Annotated in this window: 18 protein-coding genes and 1 pseudogene; 7 read left to right on the forward strand and 12 right to left on the reverse strand. The window is 68.3% G+C overall.

Annotation, left to right across the window (positions count from 1 at the left end):
- Positions 1–47: 47 nt before the first annotated feature.
- A complete protein-coding gene (gene smrA, locus ACVOMM_RS12435; RefSeq protein WP_128990033.1) occupies positions 48–1,880 on the reverse strand; it encodes a multidrug efflux ABC transporter SmrA in 1,833 nt (610 codons plus the stop codon).
- 130 nt (positions 1,881–2,010) lie between these two features.
- Positions 2,011–3,570: a serine hydrolase gene (locus ACVOMM_RS12440; RefSeq protein WP_065174683.1), complete on the reverse strand. Its 1,560-nt coding sequence runs from the start codon at positions 3,568–3,570 to the stop codon at positions 2,011–2,013.
- Positions 3,571–3,680: 110 nt separating this feature from the next.
- Here ACVOMM_RS12440 and ACVOMM_RS12445 point away from each other — a divergent pair, with 110 nt between their 5' ends.
- The 3 genes from ACVOMM_RS12445 (at position 3,681) to ACVOMM_RS12455 (ending at position 5,956) form a co-directional block, all read left to right on the forward strand.
- The gene (locus ACVOMM_RS12445; RefSeq protein ID WP_128990037.1) at positions 3,681–4,124 is read left to right on the forward strand and encodes a VOC family protein; all 444 of its coding nucleotides are present in this window, start codon (positions 3,681–3,683) and stop codon (positions 4,122–4,124) included.
- Positions 4,125–4,192: 68 nt separating this feature from the next.
- Positions 4,193–4,948: a DUF72 domain-containing protein gene (locus ACVOMM_RS12450; protein ID WP_258391145.1), complete on the forward strand. Its 756-nt coding sequence runs from the start codon at positions 4,193–4,195 to the stop codon at positions 4,946–4,948.
- Positions 4,949–5,008: 60 nt separating this feature from the next.
- A complete protein-coding gene (locus ACVOMM_RS12455; protein WP_053518775.1) occupies positions 5,009–5,956 on the forward strand; it encodes a DMT family transporter in 948 nt (315 codons plus the stop codon).
- 9 nt (positions 5,957–5,965) lie between these two features.
- Here ACVOMM_RS12455 and ACVOMM_RS12460 read toward each other — a convergent pair whose 3' ends face one another.
- The 6 genes and pseudogenes from ACVOMM_RS12460 to ACVOMM_RS12485 all read right to left on the reverse strand — a co-directional run bounded on the left by ACVOMM_RS12460 (position 5,966) and on the right by ACVOMM_RS12485 (position 15,418).
- Positions 5,966–7,126 (reverse strand): AAA family ATPase, encoded by a 1,161-nt coding sequence (locus ACVOMM_RS12460; RefSeq protein ID WP_065174679.1) that lies wholly within the window; start codon positions 7,124–7,126, stop codon positions 5,966–5,968.
- Positions 7,127–7,231: 105 nt separating this feature from the next.
- Positions 7,232–8,306 (reverse strand): annotated as a pseudogene (locus ACVOMM_RS12465) (sensor domain-containing diguanylate cyclase).
- A 74-nt stretch (positions 8,307–8,380) separates the two neighbouring features.
- The gene (locus ACVOMM_RS12470; protein WP_481526311.1) at positions 8,381–9,103 is read right to left on the reverse strand and encodes a pseudouridine synthase; all 723 of its coding nucleotides are present in this window, start codon (positions 9,101–9,103) and stop codon (positions 8,381–8,383) included.
- A gap of 34 nt (positions 9,104–9,137) precedes the next feature.
- Positions 9,138–10,736, reverse strand: a complete 1,599-nt coding sequence (locus ACVOMM_RS12475; RefSeq protein WP_481526315.1) for a sensor domain-containing diguanylate cyclase — start codon at positions 10,734–10,736, stop codon at positions 9,138–9,140.
- Positions 10,737–10,910: 174 nt separating this feature from the next.
- The gene (locus ACVOMM_RS12480; protein ID WP_481526312.1) at positions 10,911–13,334 is read right to left on the reverse strand and encodes a putative bifunctional diguanylate cyclase/phosphodiesterase; all 2,424 of its coding nucleotides are present in this window, start codon (positions 13,332–13,334) and stop codon (positions 10,911–10,913) included.
- 149 nt (positions 13,335–13,483) lie between these two features.
- Positions 13,484–15,418, reverse strand: coding sequence for a DEAD/DEAH box helicase (locus tag ACVOMM_RS12485; protein ID WP_164150783.1), 1,935 nt, complete (start codon positions 15,416–15,418; stop codon positions 13,484–13,486).
- A 268-nt stretch (positions 15,419–15,686) separates the two neighbouring features.
- Between ACVOMM_RS12485 and ACVOMM_RS12490 the strand changes: the two genes are divergently transcribed.
- The gene (locus ACVOMM_RS12490; protein ID WP_014036469.1) at positions 15,687–15,908 is read left to right on the forward strand and encodes an RNA-binding S4 domain-containing protein; all 222 of its coding nucleotides are present in this window, start codon (positions 15,687–15,689) and stop codon (positions 15,906–15,908) included.
- Positions 15,909–15,919: 11 nt separating this feature from the next.
- On the opposite strand, the gene ubiM is transcribed toward ACVOMM_RS12490, so the two are convergent.
- From ubiM to ACVOMM_RS12510, 4 genes are all read right to left on the reverse strand, one after another.
- Complete coding sequence (ubiM, locus tag ACVOMM_RS12495; protein ID WP_322523276.1) at positions 15,920–17,098, reverse strand: 5-demethoxyubiquinol-8 5-hydroxylase UbiM; 1,179 nt, start codon at positions 17,096–17,098, stop codon at positions 15,920–15,922.
- Between the two features lie 80 nt (positions 17,099–17,178).
- A complete protein-coding gene (locus ACVOMM_RS12500) occupies positions 17,179–17,568 on the reverse strand; it encodes an MAPEG family protein (RefSeq protein ID WP_065181158.1) in 390 nt (129 codons plus the stop codon).
- 11 nt (positions 17,569–17,579) lie between these two features.
- On the reverse strand, positions 17,580–18,134 hold the full coding sequence (locus ACVOMM_RS12505) for a DUF4019 domain-containing protein (protein WP_065174673.1): 555 nt from the start codon (positions 18,132–18,134) through the stop codon (positions 17,580–17,582).
- Positions 18,135–18,192: 58 nt separating this feature from the next.
- Positions 18,193–19,356: a COG3904 family protein gene (locus tag ACVOMM_RS12510; RefSeq protein ID WP_111185819.1), complete on the reverse strand. Its 1,164-nt coding sequence runs from the start codon at positions 19,354–19,356 to the stop codon at positions 18,193–18,195.
- Between the two features lie 160 nt (positions 19,357–19,516).
- On the opposite strand from ACVOMM_RS12510, the gene ACVOMM_RS12515 reads away from it, so the two are divergent.
- The 3 genes from ACVOMM_RS12515 to ACVOMM_RS12525 all read left to right on the forward strand — a co-directional run bounded on the left by ACVOMM_RS12515 (position 19,517) and on the right by ACVOMM_RS12525 (position 22,841).
- Entirely contained in the window at positions 19,517–20,995 is a 1,479-nt protein-coding gene (locus ACVOMM_RS12515) for a DNA-3-methyladenine glycosylase 2 family protein (protein ID WP_279941808.1), read from the forward strand.
- A complete protein-coding gene (locus ACVOMM_RS12520) occupies positions 20,992–21,528 on the forward strand; it encodes a methylated-DNA--[protein]-cysteine S-methyltransferase (protein WP_481526313.1) in 537 nt (178 codons plus the stop codon). The genes ACVOMM_RS12515 and ACVOMM_RS12520 overlap by 4 nt, the downstream gene beginning before the upstream one ends.
- Before the next feature lie 62 nt (positions 21,529–21,590).
- On the forward strand, positions 21,591–22,841 hold the full coding sequence (locus tag ACVOMM_RS12525; RefSeq protein ID WP_481526314.1) for an alkaline phosphatase family protein: 1,251 nt from the start codon (positions 21,591–21,593) through the stop codon (positions 22,839–22,841).
- Positions 22,842–23,014: the final 173 nt, after the last annotated feature.

The following is a 23,014-nucleotide window of genomic DNA, read 5'->3' on the forward strand; positions in this document are numbered from 1 at the left end:
CTTTGCGCCGCATCCACGCCTGCGCGGAACGGCCGCAGCCGAAACGGCTACTGGTCGGCCGCCACGAACCCGCCGGTCTGCCGTGCCCACAGCCGCGCATACAGACCACCGGCCGCGATCAGCTCGGCATGGCTGCCGGTTTCCACGATCCGGCCCTGGTCCATGACCACCAGACGGTCCATGCGCGCGATGGTCGACAGCCGATGCGCGATCGCGATCACCGTCTTGCCTCCCATCAGTTCGTCCAGGCTGTCCTGGATCGCGGCTTCCACTTCCGAATCCAGCGCCGACGTCGCCTCGTCCAGCACCAGGATCGGCGCGTCCTTCAGCAGCACGCGGGCAATGGCGATTCGCTGGCGCTGGCCGCCGGACAGCTTCACCCCACGCTCGCCGACATGTGCGTCGTAGCCACGGCGCCCCTGCCCGTCCACCAGCGTGTCGATGAACGCTTCCGCACGCGCCTTGGCGACCGCAGCACGCAACTGATCATCGGTGGCATCCGGGCGCCCGTACAGCAGGTTGTCGCGGATCGAGCGGTGCAGCAGCGAGGTGTCCTGGGTCACCACGCCGATCTGTTGGCGCAGGCTCTCCTGTGTGACATGCGCGATGTCCTGGCCGTCGATCAGGATGCGGCCGCTTTCCAGGTCATACAGCCGCAGCAGCACATTGACCAGGGTCGACTTGCCGGCACCGGAGGGCCCGACCAGGCCGATCTTCTCGCCCGGCTTCACCACCAGGTCAAGGCCGGCGATCACGCCGCCCTTCTTGCCGTAGTGGAAATGGACATCCTGGAAGTGCACGCCGCCCTGGGTGACCTGCAGCGGCACGGCGTCCTCACGGTCCTGCACGGTCAGCGGCTGGGCGATGGTGGTGATGCCGTCCTGCACCGTACCGATGTCCTCGAAGATGCCGTTGATGGTCCACATGATCCAGCCCGACATGTTGTGGATGCGGATGACCAGGCCCGTCGCCAAGGTGATCGCGCCGACGGTGATGTGGCCACCGTTCCACAGCCACAGTGCCAGGCCACAGGTCCCGGCGATCAGGAAGCCGTTGACGATGGCGATGGCCAGGTCCATGCCGGTCGTCACCCGGGTCTGCGCGCGGTGCTTGACCGCCAGCTCCTGGATCGACTCGGCCACGTAGGCCTGCTCGCGGCCGCCATGGGCGAACAGCTTCAGCGTAGGAATGTTGGTGTAGCCATCGACGATGCGACCCATCGCCTTGGAGCGTGCTTCCGAGGCGATCCATGCCCGCTCCTTCGCGCGCGGCACGAAGTAGACCATGATCACCGCATAGGCGATCAGCCACAGCAGCAACGGCATCATCAATCGCCAGTCGGCCTGTGCGAACAGATACAGCGCGGTGCCGGTATAGACCACGATGTACCAGAGCGAGTCGACCATCTGCACAGCGGATTCGCGCAGCGACGTGCCGGTCTGCATCACCCGGTTGGCGACGCTGCCTGCAAAGTCGTTCTGGAAGAAGCTCAGGCTCTGACGTACCACGTAGTTGTGCATCAACCAGCGCGAACGATTGCTCAGGCCTGGCACGATGGCCTGGTTGACCAGCAGGTTGTGCAGGCCGACCAGCACCGGGCGCGCGATCACGGTGATGAACAGCATCCAGCCCAGCTCATTGGCGTGACGTTTGAAAAAGCCGGCGCCGGGCTGCTCGGCGACCATGTCGACAATGCGGCCCAGGTAATCAAACATCGCCACTTCCACCAGCGCCAGCAGCAGGCCAGCGATCAGCGTGGCCAACAGCACCGGCCACACCGGCCGGAGGTAGTGCAGGTAGAACGGCAGCACCCTGCGCGGCGGCATCCGCCCGTCCACGGGCGGGAACACCGGAATCAGGGATTCAAACCAACGGAACATCGCATTCCCTCGCCTCTTGCAACCGACGGAGTATCCCATGCCGGATGTGTACGCCAACCGACGATGCGCGGTGCCGGTAGCGCCGGCCCGTGTTCGCCGGGCATGGCCCGGCGCTACCGATCATGCGGCGTCAGTTGACCGGGGTGAACAGCAGGTCCTGGAAGTCGAAGCTGAAATCGGTCAGGTCGGAGATCGGCTGCATGCGCACCTCGCGCACCTTGCCATCCGGGTCGAGACTGATGTTCACGAAGGCATCGGCATTGAGCGAACGGTCGTCCCAGCGCACGATGAAGGTGTCGTGCTGCCAGTGCTCCAGCCGGCCGCTCAGCTGCGCGGTCTTCATGAAGCGCAGGCGCAGCCCCTTGCCTTCCGTGCTGATCTGCATGTCGCCATACCAGCGGTCGCGGAAGGTGCCGGTGTAACCGGCCAGCGGCAGCGAGGGAGTGCTGCCCCTGACACGCGCTGCCTGGTGCTTGGCCCAGGCCTCATCGGCCTTGTCCTGGCCCTTGGCCACGGCCTTGGCATAGGCGTCCACCCAGTCGTGCTTCTCCGCACCCAGATAGGCATCGAGCACGCTCAGCGTGATCGCGTTGAACGCAGCGCCCACTTCCTGGTTGGTCAGCACCACGACCCCCAGCTTCTCGCCCGGCACCAGCGTCAGCCGCGAGACCATGCCCGGCCAGCCACCGGTGTGCCAGACCAGCTTCTGCCCGCGGTAATCGCTCAGGCTCCAGCCTTCGCCGTAACCGGCGAAGTTCGGCCGCGCCGGTGCCAGCTCCGGCACGCTCGGCGCCGGAATCGACTGCGGCGTGATCATGCGCCACATCTGCTGCTGGCTCTTCGCGGTGAACAGCGGGCTGCCATCGGCCAGCGCGCCCTCGGCCAGCTGCACCTGCATCCAGCGCGCCATGTCGTGCGCGCTGGAATAGATGCCGCCGGCCCCGGCATTGTTCGACCAGGTCAGCGGTGCGACGGTGCGCAGATCCTTGAAATCGTACTTGGCGTGTCCGACGGCCGCCTTGTCGCCGGGCCGCAGGTGGTCGGCGTTGTAGCGCGTGCCCGCCATGCCCACCTTGTCGAAGATGCGGGTCTGCAGGAACTGCTGGTAGCTCATGCCGGAAACGTGCTCGATCACCTGCTGGGCGACGGCGTACAGGATGTTGTCGTAGGCATAGCTCTCGCGGAATCCCCCTTTCAACGGCACCTTGCCCAGCCGCTCCACCACTTCGGCATTGCTGTAGGCGGTGGCCGGCCAGAACAGCAGGTCGCCCGCGCCCAGGCTGAGGCCGCTGCGATGCGAGAGCAGGTCACGGATCGTCATCTGCCCGGTCACGAACGGATCGGACATGCGGAACGACGGCAGGTGGTCAATCACCTTGTCGTCCATCTTCAGCTTGCCGTCCTCGGCCAGCAGGTTCAGCGAGGTGGCGGTGAACGCTTTGGTATTGGAGGCGATCGCGAACAGGGTATCGGCCTGCACAGGATCCGGCCTGCCCTGCTCACGCACGCCCCAGCCGCGTTCCAGCACCACCTTGCCGTCCTTGACCACGGCAACGGCGATGCCCGGCACGTCGAACTGCGCACGCACGCGCTCGACGGTCGCATCCAGATCCTGCAGCTGCGGGGGCGTTGCAGCATTCGCCATGGTCGTGCAGGCCAGCAGCACGGCTCCTCCAATCCAGGTATTCATCCAGAACCATCTCCGAGCAGGGGTCGCGGCCATGTGCAGGCCATCACCGGGGTTTCGCGGGATGGTAACGGTCGCCGGCGCATCGTGCCCTGTGCCATAGGAGGGGTGCCATGGACGAGAACGGCCGATCAAGCAGTGGATCCACCATCATTCCATGCCTGCGCTACCGCGACGCGCTGGCGGCGATCGACTGGCTGCAGCGCGCGTTCGGCTTCCAGGCGCAGGCGGTGTACGCCGATGGCGACGTGGTGTTCCACGCGCAGCTGGTGTTCGGGCACGGCATGATCATGCTGGGTTCGACCAGCAACGACAGCGCGTGGTCGAAGCTGGCGGTGATGCCTGACGAAACAGGGGGCCGCCAGACCCAGAGCGCCTGCGTGATCGTCAGCGACGCCGACGCGCACTATGCGCGGGCCAAGGCGGCCGGCGCGCGCATCGTGATCGACATTGCCGACCAGGCGTATGGCGGCCGTGGCTACGCCTGTGCCGATCCGGAAGGCTACGTGTGGTGGTTCGGCAGCTACGATCCCTGGCGCGCGGACCACCGCCAGTGACCGCGCCGGCACCCGCCCCCATCCGCTGCGGCATCGGCGGCTGGGTGTTCCCGGAATGGCGCGGCGGCATGTTCTATCCGCCCGGCCTGCCGCAGCGGGAGGAACTGGCGCACGCCAGCCGTGCCCTGCGCTGCATCGAGATCAACGGCACCTTCTATCGCACCCCGACCCCGGCCCAGTGTGCGCAGTGGGCGTCGCAGACTCCGGCCGGCTTCCGCTTCTCCCTGAAGGCACCCCGCTATCTGGTGCAGCGTCGCGACCTGTCCGGCACCGTGGAGGCCGCCGCGCCGTTCCTGCAGGCAGCGATCGCCCTGGGCGACCGCCTCGGGCCGCTGCTGTGGCAGTTCGATCCCCGCCACCCTGCCGATGCCGGGGCACTGGACGCGCTGATGGCCCAGCTGCCCAAGCAGCTCGATGGCGTGGCGCTGCAGCACGCTGTTGAAATCCGCAATCCGCAGGTGCACAGCGCATCCCTGGTCACTGCCGCGCGCAGGCACGGGGTGGCGCTGGTCATCGAAGACAGCGACGAAGCCCCGCTGCACGGCGACGTCACCGCCAGCTTCGTCTACGCGCGCATCAAGCGCAGCCAGGCCCGTCTGCTGCAGGGGCTGCCTGCCGCCACGCAGCAGCGCTGGGCCGAACGCGCCCGGCGCTGGGCCGTCGGCGAGCCGGTCGACGACCTGCCATGCCTTGCCGGATCCGCCCCATCGACGCCACGAGAGGTGTACCTGCTCTGCATCGGTGCCGGCAAGGCACGCAATCCGGCCGCGGCGATGGCCCTGCAGCGGCGGCTGGACGACCTGCTCGGGTCTCAGGGGCGGTAAACGCGGCCAGGATCGAGCTGCCGACGCCCAGCGGTCACCGCCTTGCCGCACAATAGGCGGATGAGCACGCCCGACACCCGCAAAGCACTTTGGCAGATCCACTTCTGTGTCCTGTTGTGGGGCGTCACGGCCATCCTGGGCAAGCTGATCACCTTGCCGGCGCTGCCGCTGGTGTGGTGGCGCATGCTGCTGGTGACGGCGATGCTGGCACTGCTGCCACGGGTGTGGCGCGGCCTGCGCACGCTGCCGTTGCGGGTGGTGGCCGGATACGCCGGCATCGGTGCGCTGGTTGCCCTGCACTGGCTGACGTTCTACGGTGCGGTGAAACTGGCCAATGCCTCGGTGGCGGCGACCTGCATCGCGCTGGCGCCGGTGTTCACCTCGATCATCGAGCCGTGGGTGGCCAAGCGTCCGTTCCAGCTGCGCGAACTGGCCTTCGGATTGGCAGTTCTGCCGGGCGTGGCGCTGGTGGTGGGGGGCGTGCCGGATGGCATGCGGCTGGGGGTTCTGGTTGGCGCGCTGTCTGCACTGCTGGTGGCGGTGTTCGGCTCGCTCAACAAGCGCATGGTCAGCCACGCCGATCCGTTGACGGTGACTGCGCTTGAACTGGGGGCCGGCACCCTGACCCTGACCTTGCTTGCGCCGCTGATGCCCTACCTGCTGCCGGCCCTGGCCAGCCCGCTGTGGGTGGTGCCGGACCTGCACGACGGCATCCTGCTGCTGGTACTGGCGGGTATCTGCACCCTGCTGCCGTTCGCCCTCGCCCTGGTCGCGCTGCGCCACCTCAGCGCCTACACCGTGCAGCTGGTGACCAACCTGGAACCGGTGTATGCGGTGCTGCTGGCGGTACTGCTGCTGCGCGAGCAGCACGAAGTCACTCCCTGGTTCTACCTGGGCGTGGCGATCATCGTCGGTGCGGTCTTCCTGCATCCGCTGCTGAACCGCCGCAAGCCGTTGCAGCATCCGGAAATCCTCGGCACCGCGGAGGCCCGCAACGTCGCCGATTGAGCGGGCACGTCACCGCCGCGGCCAGTGCCATGCCGGCGCGTCCAGCAGGCCTTGCCCGCTCAGCAGCGTGCGGCCGTGTTCCTTGTGCAGATGCACGGAATGGCATGCGGGCGCCTGCTCCAGAGCGGCGATCAGGCGGCTGGCGTGCGACACCACCCACACCTGGCTGCGTGAACTGGCCGCCACGATCAGCCGCGCCAACGCAGGCAGCAGGTCAGGATGCAGGCTGGTTTCCGGTTCGTTGAGCACCATCAGCGGCGGCGGCCGCGGCGTATGCAGGGCAGCGGCCAGCAGCAGGAAACGCAGCGTGCCGTCGGACAGTTCGGCCATCGACAGCGGCCGCAGCAGGCCGGGCTGGTGGAACCGCAGCACCATCCGTCCATCCAGCACCTCGAATCCCACCGAAGCCCCGGGAAAGGCATCGTCCACCGTGCGAGCCAGCGCGACCGGGTCACCGTTTTCCAAGATGGTCACCCACGCTGCGGCCAGATCGCGGCCATCGTGGTGCAGCACCGGGGTACGCGTGGCCATCGCCGGCTGCCGTGCCGGGGCATCGGCATCGCTGCGGAAGTGATCGTAGAAGCGCCAGCGCCGGATGTACTCGCGCAGGGCGAAGGTCTCCGGCATGCGCTGCGGATCAGCTACCTGGGTGAACAGGCTGTCGAACAGCGACAACCGGTCGTCCAGCACATCCCAGCCACGTGCATGGCGCTGCCGCACCATCCCGCCCCGGCGATCCACCAGCTGACTGGCTGTGCGCAGGAAGGGACCGGCCCAGATTGCTTCGGCCTTGATCTGCGGGTCCAGGGCGAATGCCGACAGGCTGGGCGGCGGGTAACCGAGGTCGATGGCGTAGCCGTAGTCATCGGTGGTGAAACCCAGTCTGAGGCCTACCGGCTCCTGTCGCGGCCCTCCCTGCAGCGGAATCTCGCCTGCAGCTACCCGGCGGTCGATCCTGCCGGGCCCTGCCCACAGCGCCGAGCCCAGCCCACCCTCGCGCGCCAGCGCTGAGGCCACCCCGCCCTGGGCGGTTTCAGCCAGCAGGCGCAGCGCCCGATACAGGCTGGACTTGCCGCTGCCGTTGTCGCCGGTGATCACGTTCAGCTGCTGCAACGGCAGCACCAGCGTATGCAGCGAGCGATAATTGGCGACGGCCAGGGTCTGCAGCACGGTGGTCATCCTTGGAAACAAGGCAACCATGGTGACCCGGGGCGTTCGCACCCGCTGCGACCCGGCGCCATGCAGCGATGGGGCCGCCGGTTGCGGACGACCGGCTCAGTCCGCGAACTCCACGCGGTTGCGTCCGTTGCCCTTGGCCCGGTACAGCGCCGCGTCGGCACGGGCCAGGGTCTGGTCGACACTGTCGCCGGCGCGATGCATGGCCACGCCGATGCTGACCGTAACCGGAAAGCCGAGCGGCAGGTTGCCCACGGCCATACGCAGGAACTCACACTGCACGCCTGCCGCGTGGAGATCCGTGTCCGGCATCACCGCCACGAATTCCTCGCCGCCATATCGCGCCGCCGTTCCGCCGCCGGCGAAATGCGCACGCAGCAATGCCCCCAGTTCGGCCAGCACACGGTCACCGGTCGCATGCCCGTGGAAATCATTGATGTTCTTGAAGTGGTCGATGTCCAGCAATGCCACGCAGACCTGTCGTGGCTGGCCATCGGCGTCGGCGACGGACTCTTCCAGCGCGACCGCCATCGCCCGCCGGTTCGGAAGCCCGGTCAGTGCATCGGTGCGGCTCTGTTCGGCCAGATCCGCGTTCTGTGCCAGCAGCACATCGTGATACTCGGACAACAGGCGTTCGTAGTCGTCGCGTTCCAGCATGTGCTTCTGGATGTCCAGTGCAAAACGGCGCAGCTCCATCACCAGCATCACCTGCCGTGACAGCGCACTGAGTGCCTCGGCCTTGGCCCGTTCCAGATGCTGCGGGCGCGCATCGAACACGCACAGCGTCCCCAGCGGCAGTCCGTCGGAGCTGATCAGCGGCGCGCCGGCGTAGAAGCGGATGTGCGGATCGCCCACCACCACCGGATTGTCATGGAAGCGCACGTCCTGCAGTGCGTCCTCGACCACCATCACCTCCTGCGGCTGCAGGATCGCATGGCCGCACATCGATTCACTGCGCAGGTTCTCTCTCGGTGGCATCGATGCCCTGGATCGACTTGAACCATTGCCGTTCAACGTCGATCAGCGTGACGGCCGCCATCGACGTGCCGCAGACCGCCTTGGCGATCACCACCAGATCGTCGAACGATCTCTCGCGTTCCGAATCAAGGATGCGGTAGCGGTACAGCGCTTCCAGGCGAAGCGCTTCATTGGCGGGCTTGTCGGGCTTGATCATGCAGCGTCATGTTCCGGCAGGTCTCGGCGGAGTCTATCCGATGCGCGGCCGGGCCGACGTCCGACCGCTGTCGTTTACCAGTCCTGCTGCTGCGGCAGCAGGCCGTGCAGCTCCTGCTCGGTCAGGTTGCGCCACTGGCCCGGCTTCAGCGCGCCGATCTTGATGTTGTCGATGCGGACGCGGCGCAGCTGGGTGACGCGGTAACCGAATTCCGCCGCCATCAGGCGGATCTGCCGGTTCAGGCCCTGCTCCAGGGTGATGCGGAAGCCGAATTTGGCGATGCGCGAGGTGCGGCAAGGCAGGGTCATCTGGTTGTGGATGCGCACACCACGGGCCATGCCGCGCAGGAACTCGTCGGTGACCGGCTTGTTCACCGCCACCAGATACTCCTTCTGGTGGCCATTCTCGGCACGCAGGATCTGGTTGACGATGTCGCCATTGCTGGTCATCAGGATCAGTCCTTCCGACTCCTTGTCCAAGCGGCCGATCGGGAAGATGCGCTGCTCGTGGCCGACGAAGTCGACGATGTTGCCCTTCACCGAGCTTTCGGTGGTGCAGGTGACGCCGACCGGCTTGTTCAGCGCGATGTAGACGTGGCGGCGCGCCCCCGGCTTGCGCGCGGTACGGGCACGCAGCGGCTGGCCGTCGACCAGCACCTGGTCGTCCTCGCCGACCACGGCACCGGTGCCGGCCGGATGGCCGTTGACGGTGACCCGGCGGGCGGCGATCAGGCGGTCGGCCTCGCGACGGGAGCAGAAGCCGGTATCGGCGATATGTTTGTTGAGTCGGGTGGTCATCGCCCTATTATCCGGCATCGCCGCCCTGTCAGGTTCATGCCGGTGCGGGTGGATCCAGTTCTTCGCCGTCGAACACCCGGTTACGGCCCGCGCGCTTGGCCACGTACATGGCATGGTCGGCCCGCCGCAGCAGCGCGGCCAGGTCGTCCTCGCCCGGCCGCCACTGGGCCAGGCCGATGCTGGCGGTCACCTCCAGCCCCGGCACCTGCAGGGCCTGGCAGGCCTCGGTGATGCGCTGGCGGAGGCGATCCAGCCGCGCCGCCGCCGCCTCGCGCGGCATGCCCGGCATCAGCAGCAGGAACTCCTCGCCGCCCATCCGCACCACCTGGTCCTGGCTGCGCACGGCGGCCCGCAGCGCACGGGCCACGGCGACCAGTACCTGGTCACCCACCTCATGCCCGTGGCGGTCGTTGATGTCCTTGAACAGATCAATGTCGAGGAAGCCGATCACCATCGGGCCACGCTCACGATCCACCCGTTCCAGATGATGGCCGAGCTCGCGCAGGCCGGCGCGGCGGTTGGGCAGCCCGGTCAGGCCGTCGGTCTCGGCCAGCTGGCGCATCTCGTCACGCTGCTGGCGCAGGCGTCCCAGCCGCAGGTTCAGGGCGTAGGCCGCCATCATCAGCAGCCAGGTGATCGCCAGCTGCAGCGCCTCCACCCGGTACTCCAGCAGCCATTCCGCAGCACAGGCGTCGGCGCCGATCAGCACCAGCATCGGCGCCAGCGCCGCCAATCCAGCCAGTGCCCAGCGGTCGCCACGCCACCGCGCCCCTATCCCCATCAGCAGGGAGACGCCGCAGCCGGCCAGGTAGGTCACCTGCAGCCCCTGCGCGACCCATCCGAGCTGATCCCAGCGCAGCCACGGCACCAGCGCGGCTACGCCCAGCAGGGCGCACAGGACGATCTGCTGGAGCAGGCGTGACTTCGGCCACAACCGGTCGCCACCGTTCAGCCACCACAGGGCAGGCAGCACCAGTGCCTGGCTCGCTGCCGTCAGCGCCAGCAGCCACCAGGCGCCACGCGTGCCGACCGGCAGCCACGGCTCCGGATAACCGCTGAGGCCCCCGAGGATGGCCTGCCACAGCACCAGCACGCCGGTACCCGCGATGTACACCAGGAAGCTGCGATCACGGGTGGTCAGATAGGCCATCAGCGCCGACAGCGCCAAGGCCAGCGCCACCGCGATGCAGGCCGCGCGGACCAGCAGCCGCGCAGTGTCGTTCTGCTGCACCGGGCTGGGTGCGCCGAGCCGTAGCGTCGGTACCCAACGATCCTTCAGCGGCGTCTGCCACGAGACCAGGAATGGCTCGTGACTGCCGGCCGGCGGCACGGCAACCAGGCCCACGCCGGCACGGAAACGCGAGTCGCGGGTACGCGCGTCATGCATGTCCCCGCAGATCTCGCGGTCGCCGTGCCGTACCTGGACCTCGCCCGCGAACACATTGAACACATCCAGGGCCTGGGGTTCGCCCGACCAGCCCGCCGGCGGCGCCGGCACCCGCACGTGCTGGCGTGGCCCGGCCAGCATCTGCGCGGTACAGGCGCGATGCGGCGTAGGCTCGGCGGTGGCAACGCCCACCAGCAGGTAGTCGCGACCGTGCATCGCCGCACCGGCCTGCGCAGGCCACGGCATTGCCAACCACACCAGCAGCACGACCAGCACCACCCCAGTTCCGTACTGCCACTGCCTGACGACCACGCCACATCCTGTTCTGCTTACGCCCGCGCCCACTGCGCGTCGCCCCTGGCGTGCATTATCGCAGCCGTCCGTGGCATGCAGGTGTAGACAATCGTCGCGGACCAGCGTTCAGCCTGCGGCCGGCGGGCCCTTCACCGCCTTCAGCCTGACCGGCCGCAGGTCGGTCAGGGTCATCCGCTCCAGCGGCTGCGGCCGCTCGATCGCATAGCCCTGCAGCCCCTGCACCCCCAGCCGGGTCAGCGCCCCCGCCACTTCGCTGCTCTCCACCCACTCGGCCACGACCTCCATCTGCAGTTCGCGGCCCAGTTCGGTGATCGCGCGTACGGTCGCGTGACTGACCGGATCGACATCCATGTCGCGCACGAATGCACCGTCGATCTTCAGCATGTCGGCCGGCAGCTGGCGCAGGTAACCGAACGAGGACAGACCCGATCCGAAATCGTCCAGCGCCAGCCGGCAGCCACGCGCCTTCACCGCATCGATGAACGCCCGCGCCTGGCTCAGATTGCTGATCGCGGCCGTCTCGGTGATCTCGAAGCAGAGCTTGGACGCCAGTACGCGGTTGCGCTCCAGCAGGTCGCAGACGAAAGCCAGGAAGCTGGGTTCGGCGATCGACTGTGCGGACACGTTGACGTTGCACAGGCCGAGCTGGCGCACATGCGCCGGGCACACCTGCAGGTGCCGGAACAGCAGGCCGAGCACATGCCGGTCCAGTGTCACCGCCATGCCGTAGCGCTCCACCGCCGGCATGAACTGGCCGGGCAGATGCAGCGTACCGTCGCTGTCGCGCATGCGCACCAGCACCTCGTAGTGCAGATAGCCCGGGTCACCCACCCGGGCGATGCGCTGCGCGTACAGCAGCATGCGGTTCTCGGCCATCGCCCGGCTCACGCCCTGCAGGCGCTCGGCCTCCAGGCGCCGTTCGTCCAGCGCCATGCGGTCCTCGTTGAAACAGTGCACGCGGTTGCGACCGGCCTGCTTGGCTGCGTAACAGGCACTGTCGGCTGCGCTCATCAGCCAGTTGACATCAGGGGCCTCCTGGCTGACCTCGACCACGCCGATGCTGCAGCTCAGCTGCAGGCTGCCTTCGCTGATCGGGAACGTGGCCTGGCCAAGATTGCGGATCACCCGCTGCAGCACGCGCTTGGCCTCATCCTGGCCCGCATGGGCCAGGAACACCGCGAATTCGTCGGCACCCAACCGGCCAACCCAGTCGCCCTCGCGCACGGCGGCGACCAGATAGTCGGCAAAACCGCGCAGCATCTGGTCGCCGGCGGCATGGCCGAAGCTGTCATTGACCAGTTTGAAATGGTCCAGATTGATGTAGCACAACGCATGCGTGCCCCCCTCGCTGCGCACCTGCAGCAGTGCACGCTCGAGCAGGCGCTCGATCTCGCGCCGGTTGATAAGGCCCGTCAGCGGATCGTGGCTGGCGTGGTGTTCGATCTCGCGGGCCAGCGCATGGTTCTGGCTGACATCCTCGACAATCGCGAACACCGACAGCCCGCCACCGGTGTTGCGCACGCCGGTACCGCTCCAGCGCCCCCATACCAGGCTGCCGTCGCGACGGCGGAAGCGCAGCTCGCTCGGCCGCAGCTGCCGCTCCCAGTCGATCCGGCCAACATCGTCGATGACCAGCTCTCCTTCCATCAGCAGGTCACCCAGCGACATCTGCAACAGCGCGTCACGGCGATGGTCGAGGATGTCCGCCATCGCCTGGTTGGCTTCCAGCACCCGGCCGCCGGCATCAAGCTTCAGCATGCCGACATTGGCCTGGTAGAAGGCTGCGCGGAAGCGGCTTTCATGCTCCGTCAGATCCTTGCCGACCCGTCGCGCCAGGGCGACGGCCATCAGGCTGATCGCCAGCACCGACAGGCCGCCGACAACCAGGGTCGCCATCCTTACAGCGGCAGCCATCCGCAGCAGCGCCTGCGAAAACGCCTGCGCCTGCACCTGCAGCCGCCGGTCGAGATCACGGAGCTGCTGCAGGTACCGGTCGCGCGCGGCGACCGGCAGTGGACCGTCGGCATGACGATGCTGCAGTTCATCGACCAGCCGGTGCACGGCCATCAGGTCGCCGTCGGTCGCCCGCCAGAGGGCGGTCGCTTCACGGAAGGCGCCGAGGTCACGGGCGTGACGGAATGAAAAGATCAGCCGCGGCACATCGGCACGCGCGTTGCCGCCCTGCAGGAAGCCCTGTCGGGCACGCTCGATATCCGGTCTCGGCTGCTCCAGCGCCAGGCGTCCCTGCAGGTCCCCCATCGGCACGCGCAGGGCCTGGCGGGCGTCTTCCAGATCGCGGGCATCCCCCCGCGCCAGGTAGCGGCTGAGAGCGGCCGTGGCGTCCTGCTGGCCACGCGACCAGTAGCCCTGGCCGGCGATCCACGCCGTCGAAGCCGCCTGCAGTTCCTGGATCAGCGCCGACAATGCGACCAGCCCGATCGCCATGCCCGTCAACAGCGCAAACCTCAGCCCCAGCCCACGGGACATGGGTACCCGGCGGCTGTGAATGTCCGTGCCACTCCTACCCATCCCGGATCCCCCCGAATGTGCTGCGGTGACAACCTCCCTTCGAACCGGCCCAGCCTATGACCCTGAATGTGTGGGCGGTGCGAAACCGGGGTCCACAAACGAGCAACGCCAGCCCGAGGGCTGGCGTTGTCGATCACGGCAGGTCTGGCTCAGTAGCTGCGCGGGCCGCGCGGCTTGAAGCCATCACGACGCGGCGGACGGCCGTCACGGTCGCCGCCCGGACCACCCGGGCCACCTGGGCCGCCACGACGCGGGCCACCCGGGCCACCCGGACCCCGCTTGTCGAAGCGCGGCTTGAACGGACGCGGTGCCGGATTGATCTCTTCACCGGCGGCCAGCGGACGCATCTGCAGCTGCTGGCCGGACACCCACACCTTCTGCAGGTGGGTCAGCACGTCCTGCGGCATCTGCGCCGGCAGGTCCAGCAGCGAGAAGTCGTCGTGGATGTCGATGCGGCCGATGTAACGGCTTTCCAGGCCGGCTTCGTTGGCGATGGCGCCGACGATGTTCGCCGGCTTCACGCCATGCTGGTGACCGACCGAGATGCGGTAGGTCTCCATGCCCTGCTCCGGCGCACCGCGCGGCGGAACCTCGCGGCGCGGACGCTGCTCGAACCCCCCCTCGGCGTCGTCACGGCGGGGACCACGCTCGAAGCGCGGGCCACGTTCGTTGCGGTCGAAGCGATCGCCACGCTCCGGACGGTCGCCCCGGTCGAAGCGCTCGCGCGGCGCACGCTCTTCCCGCGGGGCACGCACCGGCGGCTGCAGCAGGAACGGGGTGTCGCCCTGCAGCATCTTCGCCAGCGCGGCAGCAATTTCGATGGGCGGCACGTTCTGCTCGTTCTCGAAGCGCTCCAGAAGCTGGCGGTAGAAGTCCAGGCCGCCGGCGCCGAGCGTTTCGCTGATGCGCGAGGTGAACTTGTTGATGCGGGTATCGTTGACCGCTTCCACGCTCGGCAGCTGCATCTCTTCGATCGGCTGGCGGGTGGCGCGCTCGATCTGGCGCAGCATGCCCTTCTCGCGCGGGGTCGCGAACAGGATCGCCTCGCCGCTGCGGCCGGCACGACCGGTACGGCCAATGCGGTGCACGTAGCTTTCGGTGTCGTACGGAATGTCGTAGTTCAGCACGTGGCTGATGCGCTCGACGTCCAGGCCGCGGGCGGCAACGTCGGTGGCCACCAGGATGTCCAGCTTGCCTTCCTTCAGCATGGCGATGGTGCGCTCACGCTGGGCCTGCTGCATGTCGCCATTGATGGCGGCAGCGGCCAGGCCCCGGGCCTGCAGCTTGCTGGCCAGTTCTTCGGTACCGGCCTTGGTACGCGCGAAGATGATCATCGCGTCGAACGGCTCGACTTCCAGGATGCGGGTCAGCGCGTCCAGCTTGTGCATGCCGCTCACCCACCAGTAGCGCTGGCGGATGTTGGCCGAGGTGGTGGTCTTGGCCGCGATGGTGACCTCGACCGGGTCCTGCAGGTAGGTCTGCGCGATGCGGCGGATCTGCGGCGGCATGGTGGCCGAGAACAGGGCCACCTGGCGCTGCTCCGGCAGCTTCTTCAGCACGGCTTCGACGTCGTCGATGAAGCCCATGCGCAGCATTTCATCGGCTTCGTCCAGCACCAGGGTCTTCAGCTCGGACAGGTCCAGGGTGCTGCGGTCCAGATGGTCGATCACGCGGCCGGGGGTACCGACCACGATGTGCACGCCGCGGCGCAGGGCCGACAGCTGCTGGCCATACGGCTGGCCGCCGTACACCGGCAGCACGCGGAAGCCCGGGATCTTCGACGAATAGGACTGGAACGCTTCGGCGACCTGGATGGCCAGTTCGCGGGTCGGCGCAAGGACCAGCGCCTGGGGCTTGATCTGCTGCAGGTCGATGTTGGACAGTACGGGCAGTGCGAAAGCGGCGGTCTTGCCGGTACCGGTCTGCGCCTGGCCCAGCACGTCGCGGCCTTCCAGCATCGCCGGGATGGTGGCGGCCTGGATCGGCGACGGGGTTTCGTAGCCGATGGCGGTGACCGCCTGCATCACGGGCTCGGACAGGCCGAGCTGCGCGAACTGCAGCTGCGCTTGGGAATCTTGGGACATGGGGAACTCCGAAGACACTGCCGTCTTCCTGGCAGTGCGATAAAAAAGGTGATGGTCCGCGCTTTGGGCGCCCTTCTTATCGCGTGCCCTGGCGCTGCTCGGTCGGAGGAGATTTCACTCGCTCAGAGCGGAATGATACCGCATTGATCCTGAACGAGGCGTACAGTTTTCCCCTTCGCGTGCCGTCAGGCCCCGTGCTGGCGCACAATACGCGCCCTCTTCCCGGCCCGGCCGCTGGCCTGCGCCCCTTCCCAGGAACCCCCGCTCCATGCAGATTCTCGAATTCGACCTCGACGGTGACTACGTCGAACTCAAGCAGCTGCTCAAGCTGGCCGACCTGGTCACCAGTGGCGGCGAGGCCAAGATGGTCATCAGCGAGGGCCAGGTGCGGGTCGACGGCGAAGTTGAACTGCGCAAGGCCTGCAAGATCCGCGCAGGCCAGGTGGTCGAATTCGCCGACAGCCAGATCCGGGTGCTGGCGGCCGGCTGATCTGACCCTGTTCAGGCCACGCGCTGGGTCAGGTGCGAGGCGATCAGCTGCCTGAACGGTGCCACGCCCTGGGCGACACGCAGGCCCGCTGCCCGCAGCAGCCGCGCCGGGCGCCGATCATCGGTGTACAGGCTGGCGATCGCATTGGTCGCCTCGTACAGCGGTCGCGCCGCCATCCGATGGCCACGCTGGTAGCCGGCCAGCATGCCGGCCGCGGCGATGTCCGCACCGCGGCGCTGCTGGCCGGCGATGCCCCGCGCCAGGCGCTGGGCACTGGCCAGGCCCAGGTTGAAGCCATGGGCGGTGACCGGGTGCATGCCCACCGCAGCGTCGCCGATCAGCGCCGAGCGCTCGCCTGCGAAATGGTGTGCATAGACACCCACCAACGGATAGGCCTGCGGCGTGGCGACCGGCTGCATGCCCCCCAGCCGATGCTCGAAGAAGCCGCTGACGGCCTCACCGAAGGCTACCTCATCCATCGCCAGCAGATCCTCGATCCGCCGCGGGGGCAGCGTGATCACCGCAGATGCCTGGCCTTCGTTGAGCGGCAGCAGCGCCATCGTACGACCGTAGCCGAACCACTCCCACGCGGTGTGGTGATGGTCGCGTTCGACGCGCATGCGGCACACCAGCATCGACTTGCCGAAGTCGCGCATCTGCGCACCGATGCCGAGCATGCGCCGGGTTGCGGAGAAACGGCTGTCCGCGGCCACCAGCAACCGCGCATGCAGCCTGCTGCCGTCATCCAGCGCGACCACATGGCCCTGCGCATCGGCCTGCACGCCCTGCACCTTGCGCCCGTCGAACAGCTCCAGGCCGTCCTGGCGCTGCACCGCGTCCCACGCCGCACGGCGGATCAGATGATTGGGCACCAGCCAACCCAGCGGCTGACCATCGACCTGGCTGCTGGCGAAGGTCAGTGCGAACGGCGAGCCGCCGTTCATCACCTTGGCATCGCGCAGTTCGGAAATCTCGGCCTCCGGCAGCCGTGCCCACAGCCCCAGCTGCTCCAGGCTCTGCCGCGACGCGTGGGTCAGCGCGATCTCGCGGCCGTCGAACGCCGCTTCGGCGAGCGCCTGGCGTGGCTGCGCTTCGATCAGCCCGATCTGCAGCCCGCTGCCGGCCAGCGCGCGTGCGAAGCACAGTCCTGCCGGCCCCGCGCCGACCACCACCACATCCATCCTGCGCATGCGCGGCTCCCGCCATCGATCCAGTCGCAGCCAGCATAGCGCCGCAAAGCTGACCGGCCTTGATCTGGATCAGGCCCGGCTCACAGCAGTGCGAACACCAGCGCCAGGATCGACAGCAGCGACACCAGCCACACCAGGCTGCGCACGTAGGGCACACCCGCGGCGTACAGCGGCAGGTAGACCACCCGTGCCCAGAAGTACGCCTGCGCGGCCAGTACCGTGGTGTCGCTGCTGCGACCGGCCACCACCACCGCGATCGCGGCGGCGGCGAAGAACGGGAACGTCTCAAGGAAGTTGGACTGGGCCCGTTGCAGCCGCCCTGCCAGCGGGCTGAGTGGCCGGCCCTGTTCGTCGCGTGCCGACGCGTTCCACTTCATGCCCCGCTCGCGGGTCACCACCGTGGAGGTGGCGAAGATGTAGACAAACCCCAGCAGCGTCGACCACGCCAGCAGTGTCAGTTCGGCCGCCATGCTGTTCTCCTTCAGGGTCCGGGTGCGCGCAGGCTGTAACCGGCCAGGCGCCAGACCTGGTCCTCATCGAAGCGGAACGAGACCAGTTCGCGCACGGGCTGCGCACTGTTGGCGAAGCGGGTCGGGAAGCTGACATTGATGTACAGGCCTTCGGGCACGACGGCGCCGGCCGCGTACTTCACCCGGGTAATGGACGGTTGGCCGCGACCACTCAAGGCACCCAGGCGGGTGCGGTCGGCGGTCAGCTGGCTGATGAAGGCCGGCTTGGTCACCGCGCGCCGCGCTACGGCTGATGCGCCATCCCACAACTCGCCCGCGCGGTTGGCGTCGACCATCTGCGCGGCCCTCAGTGCGGCCGCCCCCATCTCCGCGTCCTGCTTCTGCACCTGCGCCTGCTGTGCCGGGCTGAGGGCCGGTGCGGGCGGCCGTGCCGCTGTCGCCGGTGGCGCGGCGGCCGGCGCACTCGGCGCCGGGCGCGCCGGCGCCGGAGCCGGCGTGGCGGGCGCGGGCACCTGGGCGAATGCAGCAAGCGGCAACAGGGACAGCAGCAGGAGCGCGCGCTTCATGGACACCACCGGTTCATCGGAAGGAACCGCAGTCTACGCCAGCCGGGTGAGGCGTTTGTCAGCGCAGCGGCACGCTGCCCTGGGTTGCTTCGGCATCGGCCTGTGAGGCCTGGGTCTCCGTCTCCACTGCCGGCTGTTCCGCCACCGGAACCTGCGGCGGAGGAGACGGTGGCAGCGTGGCCACGTCGATCTCCGACAGCGGGCTCTCCTCGGGGCAGACCGGATCGGGGAAACCGAACCGCTGCTTGAGCGACTGGCCGCAGCTGTTGATCGATTCCATGTCTGCACCGTCGCGCTTGCACTGCTGGTCGAAGGCGATCAGGAACGCGTCCTTGCGCTGCACGAAATCGTCGCCACACGCGCGCATCTGCTTGATCCGTTCCAGGTCGTCCTGCACCGCATTGGTGCCATCCAGGCCGAACTGCCGCAGTTCCTCGGGGGTCAGCAGGCGCAGGCTGCGGTTGGGCACGGTCATCATCAGATCAGCAACGCCCACCGCCACACCGTTGCGCTGCAGATAATCCTTCACGTTGTCGTAGACCTCGTGCAGCTCGCGGTTGAGCTCGGCGCGCGAGGTCGCCTTGGAGCTGATGCGCATCATGCGGTGGATGCCGACCTTGCCGGTCAGCAGGCGGTTGTCGCCGGCCGCGAGAACGAACACGCAGGCGCTGTGGCAGATCGATCCTTCGCGCACCCAGATGGTCCAGCCCGATTCGCCGATGCTGTCGCCGGCAATGATCGCCGACTCGACCTGGCCACCACTGGAGTCGAGATCGAGGATGCGCTTGTGGATCTCCAGCGCGTCGGCCACCACGGCCAGGCGCCACATCATTTCGGCGAACCCGGGATTGATCTTGCCGTTGTAGCGCACCCGCAGCAGGCCACGCTCGGCGCACGGCTGCAGCGCCTGGCTGATCTGCTCGCGCTGCAGTCCTTCCAGCTCCACGCCGTCGCCGCCTTCGGCCGCGTAATCGGTGCTGCAGCTGACCCAGGCCCGGCCGTTCTCCAGCTGCGCCTGCGGCCACGGCCGATCAGCGCGGCTACGCGGCGGGGACGGCGGTGGTGGGGCGTCGGCGGCATTGATCGACACCATGTTGTCGCCATCACTGGCCGGTGCCCGTGCCGCCTTGTCAGCTGCGGTCACGTTGCCCGGATTCTCCAACTGGCTGCAGCCCGCAAAGGCCAGGCACAAAAGGGGCAACCAGCGGATCAAGGCGGACATCGGGCAACCGGATTTCGCAGGAACAAGGATCACAGTCTACCTGCACGGCGCGCGCATTCAGCACGTGGCACTGAACCGGTTCTGACCCCGGATCGCGACCCGCTGCATCCATGTCCGAATCCGGCGAGTATCTGCCGCATGGGCAGCCTAGACTGGGCGCATGAACACCGCTCTCGTCCTCGACACCGCTGCCTGCGACCGTGCCCGCCTCGCCCGTGACGCGCGCTTCGATGGCGTGTTCTTCACCGCCGTGCGCAGCACCGGCATCTACTGCCGGCCGGTCTGCCCGGCGCCGCCGCCGAAGCCGCGCAACATCACCTATTTCCCGAGTGCGGCCGCAGCCTCTGCCGCCGGTTACCGGCCCTGCCTGCGCTGCCGTCCCGAACTGGCGCCGCAGGCACAGCAGGCGCTGGCCGGCCAAGCCGTACAGCGGTCGCTGGCGTTGATCCACGGCGGCTTCCTGCAGGAGCAGCCGGTTGCCGGACTGGCTGCGAAGATCGGCCTCAGCGCACGCCAGCTGCAGCGCCTGTTCGTGGAGCACCTGGGCGCCACGCCCGGCCAGATCCACGCCACCCACCGCCTGCTGCTGGCCAAGCAGCTGCTGACCGAAACCACCCTACCGGTCACCGACGTTGCGCTCGCGGCGGGCTACAACAGCCTGCGCCGCTTCAACACCGCCTTCCTGCAGGGCTGCGGGATGGCGCCGACCACGCTGCGCCGCCAACACGTCCCGCTGGCCGCCGATGACGGTGGCCTGGTGCTGCGCCTGGGCTACCGGCCTCCGCTGGATTTTCCGCGCATGCTGGCGTTCCTGCGCAAGCGCAGCCTGCCGGGCATCGAACTGATCGGCGACGACAGCTACCAGCGCGTGCTCGGCATGCCTGAACGACCCACCCTGCTGCGGGTGACGGCTGATCCGAAGCGGCCGGAACTGCGCCTGCAGTTGGGTGCGGTCGATCCGCGGCTGATACCGGACATCGTGCGACGCGTGCGGCGGGTATTCGATCTCGATGCCGACCTGCAGCAGGTGCATGCCGCGCTCGGTGAAGAGCCGCTGCTGGCGCGCGGCATCGCCGAACGCCCTGGCCTGCGCGTGCCGGGCGGCTGGGATGGCTTCGAGGTGGCGGTGCGTGCCGTGCTCGGCCAGCAGGTCAGCGTTGCGGCGGCGACCACCTTCGCGCGCCGGCTGGTCGACGCGCATGGCGCCCACCTGCCGGGTATGCCGACGGAGTTCGACCGCCAGTTCCCCTCTCCCTCGGTATTGGCGGACGCCCCTCTGGAATCGATCGGTCTGCCACGCAGCCGCGCCGCCACCGTGCGCGCACTGGCCGCAGCCTGCGTCAGTGGCCAGCTCGACTTCGGGCCCGGCCAGGCACTGGAGGAATTCGTCGCCCGCTGCGTGGCCCTGCCCGGCATCGGCCCGTGGACGGCGCAGTACATCGCCCTGCGCGGCCTGGGCCAGCCCGACGCGTTTCCTGCAGGTGACCTGGTGCTGCAGCAGGTGCTCGGCCATGCCCAGGGGCAGCGCCTGAGCGAACGCGCCACCGAAGCGCGATCCCAGCCCTGGCGCCCCTGGCGCTCGTATGCGGTGCTGCATCTGTGGCATCTGTCCGGCACGTTCGTTGGAGAACCGACATGACGTTGTTGTTCGACCGTTTTGACAGCCCGATCGGCGAGCTCACCATCGCCGGCGACGAACGTGGCCTGGCCCACGTGCTGTTTCCTGAAAACCGCCACCCCGCGCGCGGACGCAGCGACTGGCACAATGCGCCCGGCGCGTTTCCCGAGGCCCGCGAACAGCTGCTGCAGTACCTGCATGGCGAACGCAGCACATTCGATCTGCTGCTGGCACCGCGCGGCACCCCGTTCCAGCTGCGCGTGTGGCAGGCTCTGGCGTTGATACCGTTCGGCCAGACCTGGAGCTACCTGCAGCTGGCGCAGCACCTGGGCCAGCCCAGCGCGACGCGCGCGGTCGGCGCCGCCAACGGCCGCAATCCCCTGCCGATCATCCTGCCCTGCCATCGCGTGATCGGCAGCAACGGCGCGCTGACCGGTTTCGGCGGCGGGCTGGAGACCAAGGCAGCACTGGGGGGGCTTGAGCAACGCCAGGTACCGTTTTTCGCCTGTTGGGTGATGGGGGTCAGATCCCTTTCCCGTGGTAATGGTATCTGACCGCGGACGGTCCTGGCGCGCCGTGTCTTGGGCGCGTCATTACCTCGCACTATGATGGGCGGATGACTTCCGTACGCCTGACCTGCGCGCTGGCGCTGCTGCTGCCGTTGGCCGCCTGCACCACCGCACCCGCCCCGACCGCCACCGTCTCCACGCCTGCGGCAACGGCCGCACCGCCGAAGCTGCTGCTGATCTCCATCGATGGCCTGCGTGCCGACGCGCTGGACCGCGGGCTGACTCCGAACCTGCAGCGGATGATCGACAGCGGCGTGCGCGCACGCTGGATGACGCCCTCCTATCCCTCGCTGACCTTCCCCAACCACTACACCATCGTGACCGGTCTGCGCCCTGACCATCACGGCATCATCCACAATGCGATGGACGACGCATCGCTGGGCAGTTTCGCGCTGAGCAACCGCGAGGCGGTCACCCGCAGCGACTGGTGGGGCGGCGAGCCGATCTGGGTCAGCGCGGAGAAAGCCGGCGTGCGTTCCGCGACCTGGTCCTGGCCGGGCAGCGAAGCGGAGATCAAGGGCGTGCGCCCCAGCCAGTGGCTGGCGTACAACGACAAGGAACCGTTCGAGCAACGTGTGCAGACCGTACTGGGCTGGCTGGCACGCAGCGATGCCGAGGCGCCGCGCCTGGCCACGCTGTACATGGAACACGTCGACAAGGCCGGGCATCACCATGGGCCGCAGTCGCAGCAGTACACGGCAGCCATCGTGCGGGCCGACCAGGTTGTCGGCCAGGTGCTCGACGGACTGCAGCAGCGTGGCCTGGCAGCCACCACCAATGTGATCGTGGTTTCCGATCACGGCATGGCCGCGGTGGGCGACGGCCAGGTGATCGCCACCGAGTCGATGGTGGACCCGGCCATCGCACGCAACGTCAGCCAGGGCCAGTCGGTCGGCTTCGCGCCGGTCGCGGGGCGTGAAGCCGAGGCCGAACGTGCCCTGCTCGGCCGCCATGCCCACTACGAATGCTGGAAGAAGGAGAACCTGCCTGCGCGCTGGCATTACGGCACGCATCCACGCATACCCGCCATCGTCTGCCAGATGGATGAAGGCTGGGACGCGCTGACCCGGGACTGGATCGCCAGGCGCGATCGTCGCGACGGCGGCTCGCACGGCTACGATCCGGCGCTGCCGTCGATGCGTGCGGTGTTCGTGGCGAGCGGCCCGTCGTTCCGTCAGGGGCTGCTGATCGACGGCTTCGACAACGTCGATGTCTATCCGCTGCTGGCGCACCTGCTGCGGGTTCCAGCCGCGCCGAACGACGGCAATGCCGAGACACTGAAGCAGACGCTGCGTTGATCGGGCGTCTCCGCCGGGCATGGCCCGGCGCTACCACGGCAATGGGGCGTCGGATGTCTCCGCCGGGGGGGGGGCCCCCCCCCCCCGGGGAAATGGGGGGGGGCGCGGGCGCCCCCCCCCCCCCCGCCGGCCCGCCCCCCCCGGGTAAAAAAAAACCCCCCCCCCGCCCCCGG

It is taken from the genome of Stenotrophomonas sp. STEN009 (assembly GCF_056760395.1).

What these genes read in the sequence shown, in the direction of transcription:
- ACVOMM_RS12445 (WP_128990037.1), top strand. Translation starts at nt 3,681, where the DNA reads ATGGACGAGAACGGCCGATCAAGCAGTGGATCCACCATCATTCCATGC.
- ACVOMM_RS12470 (WP_481526311.1), bottom strand. Translation starts at nt 9,103, where the DNA reads ATGACCACCCGACTCAACAAACATATCGCCGATACCGGCTTCTGCTCC.
- smrA (WP_128990033.1), bottom strand. Translation starts at nt 1,880, where the DNA reads ATGTTCCGTTGGTTTGAATCCCTGATTCCGGTGTTCCCGCCCGTGGAC.
- ACVOMM_RS12440 (WP_065174683.1), bottom strand. Translation starts at nt 3,570, where the DNA reads ATGAATACCTGGATTGGAGGAGCCGTGCTGCTGGCCTGCACGACCATG.
- ACVOMM_RS12515 (WP_279941808.1), top strand. Translation starts at nt 19,517, where the DNA reads ATGAACACCGCTCTCGTCCTCGACACCGCTGCCTGCGACCGTGCCCGC.
- ACVOMM_RS12480 (WP_481526312.1), bottom strand. Translation starts at nt 13,334, where the DNA reads ATGGGTAGGAGTGGCACGGACATTCACAGCCGCCGGGTACCCATGTCC.
- ACVOMM_RS12505 (WP_065174673.1), bottom strand. Translation starts at nt 18,134, where the DNA reads ATGAAGCGCGCGCTCCTGCTGCTGTCCCTGTTGCCGCTTGCTGCATTC.
- ACVOMM_RS12520 (WP_481526313.1), top strand. Translation starts at nt 20,992, where the DNA reads ATGACGTTGTTGTTCGACCGTTTTGACAGCCCGATCGGCGAGCTCACC.
- ACVOMM_RS12455 (WP_053518775.1), top strand. Translation starts at nt 5,009, where the DNA reads ATGAGCACGCCCGACACCCGCAAAGCACTTTGGCAGATCCACTTCTGT.
- ACVOMM_RS12510 (WP_111185819.1), bottom strand. Translation starts at nt 19,356, where the DNA reads ATGTCCGCCTTGATCCGCTGGTTGCCCCTTTTGTGCCTGGCCTTTGCG.
- ACVOMM_RS12485 (WP_164150783.1), bottom strand. Translation starts at nt 15,418, where the DNA reads ATGTCCCAAGATTCCCAAGCGCAGCTGCAGTTCGCGCAGCTCGGCCTG.
- ACVOMM_RS12490 (WP_014036469.1), top strand. Translation starts at nt 15,687, where the DNA reads ATGCAGATTCTCGAATTCGACCTCGACGGTGACTACGTCGAACTCAAG.
- ACVOMM_RS12525 (WP_481526314.1), top strand. Translation starts at nt 21,591, where the DNA reads ATGACTTCCGTACGCCTGACCTGCGCGCTGGCGCTGCTGCTGCCGTTG.
- ACVOMM_RS12475 (WP_481526315.1), bottom strand. Translation starts at nt 10,736, where the DNA reads ATGCCGTGGCCTGCGCAGGCCGGTGCGGCGATGCACGGTCGCGACTAC.
- ACVOMM_RS12500 (WP_065181158.1), bottom strand. Translation starts at nt 17,568, where the DNA reads ATGGCGGCCGAACTGACACTGCTGGCGTGGTCGACGCTGCTGGGGTTT.
- ubiM (WP_322523276.1), bottom strand. Translation starts at nt 17,098, where the DNA reads ATGCGCAGGATGGATGTGGTGGTGGTCGGCGCGGGGCCGGCAGGACTG.
- ACVOMM_RS12450 (WP_258391145.1), top strand. Translation starts at nt 4,193, where the DNA reads ATGTTCTATCCGCCCGGCCTGCCGCAGCGGGAGGAACTGGCGCACGCC.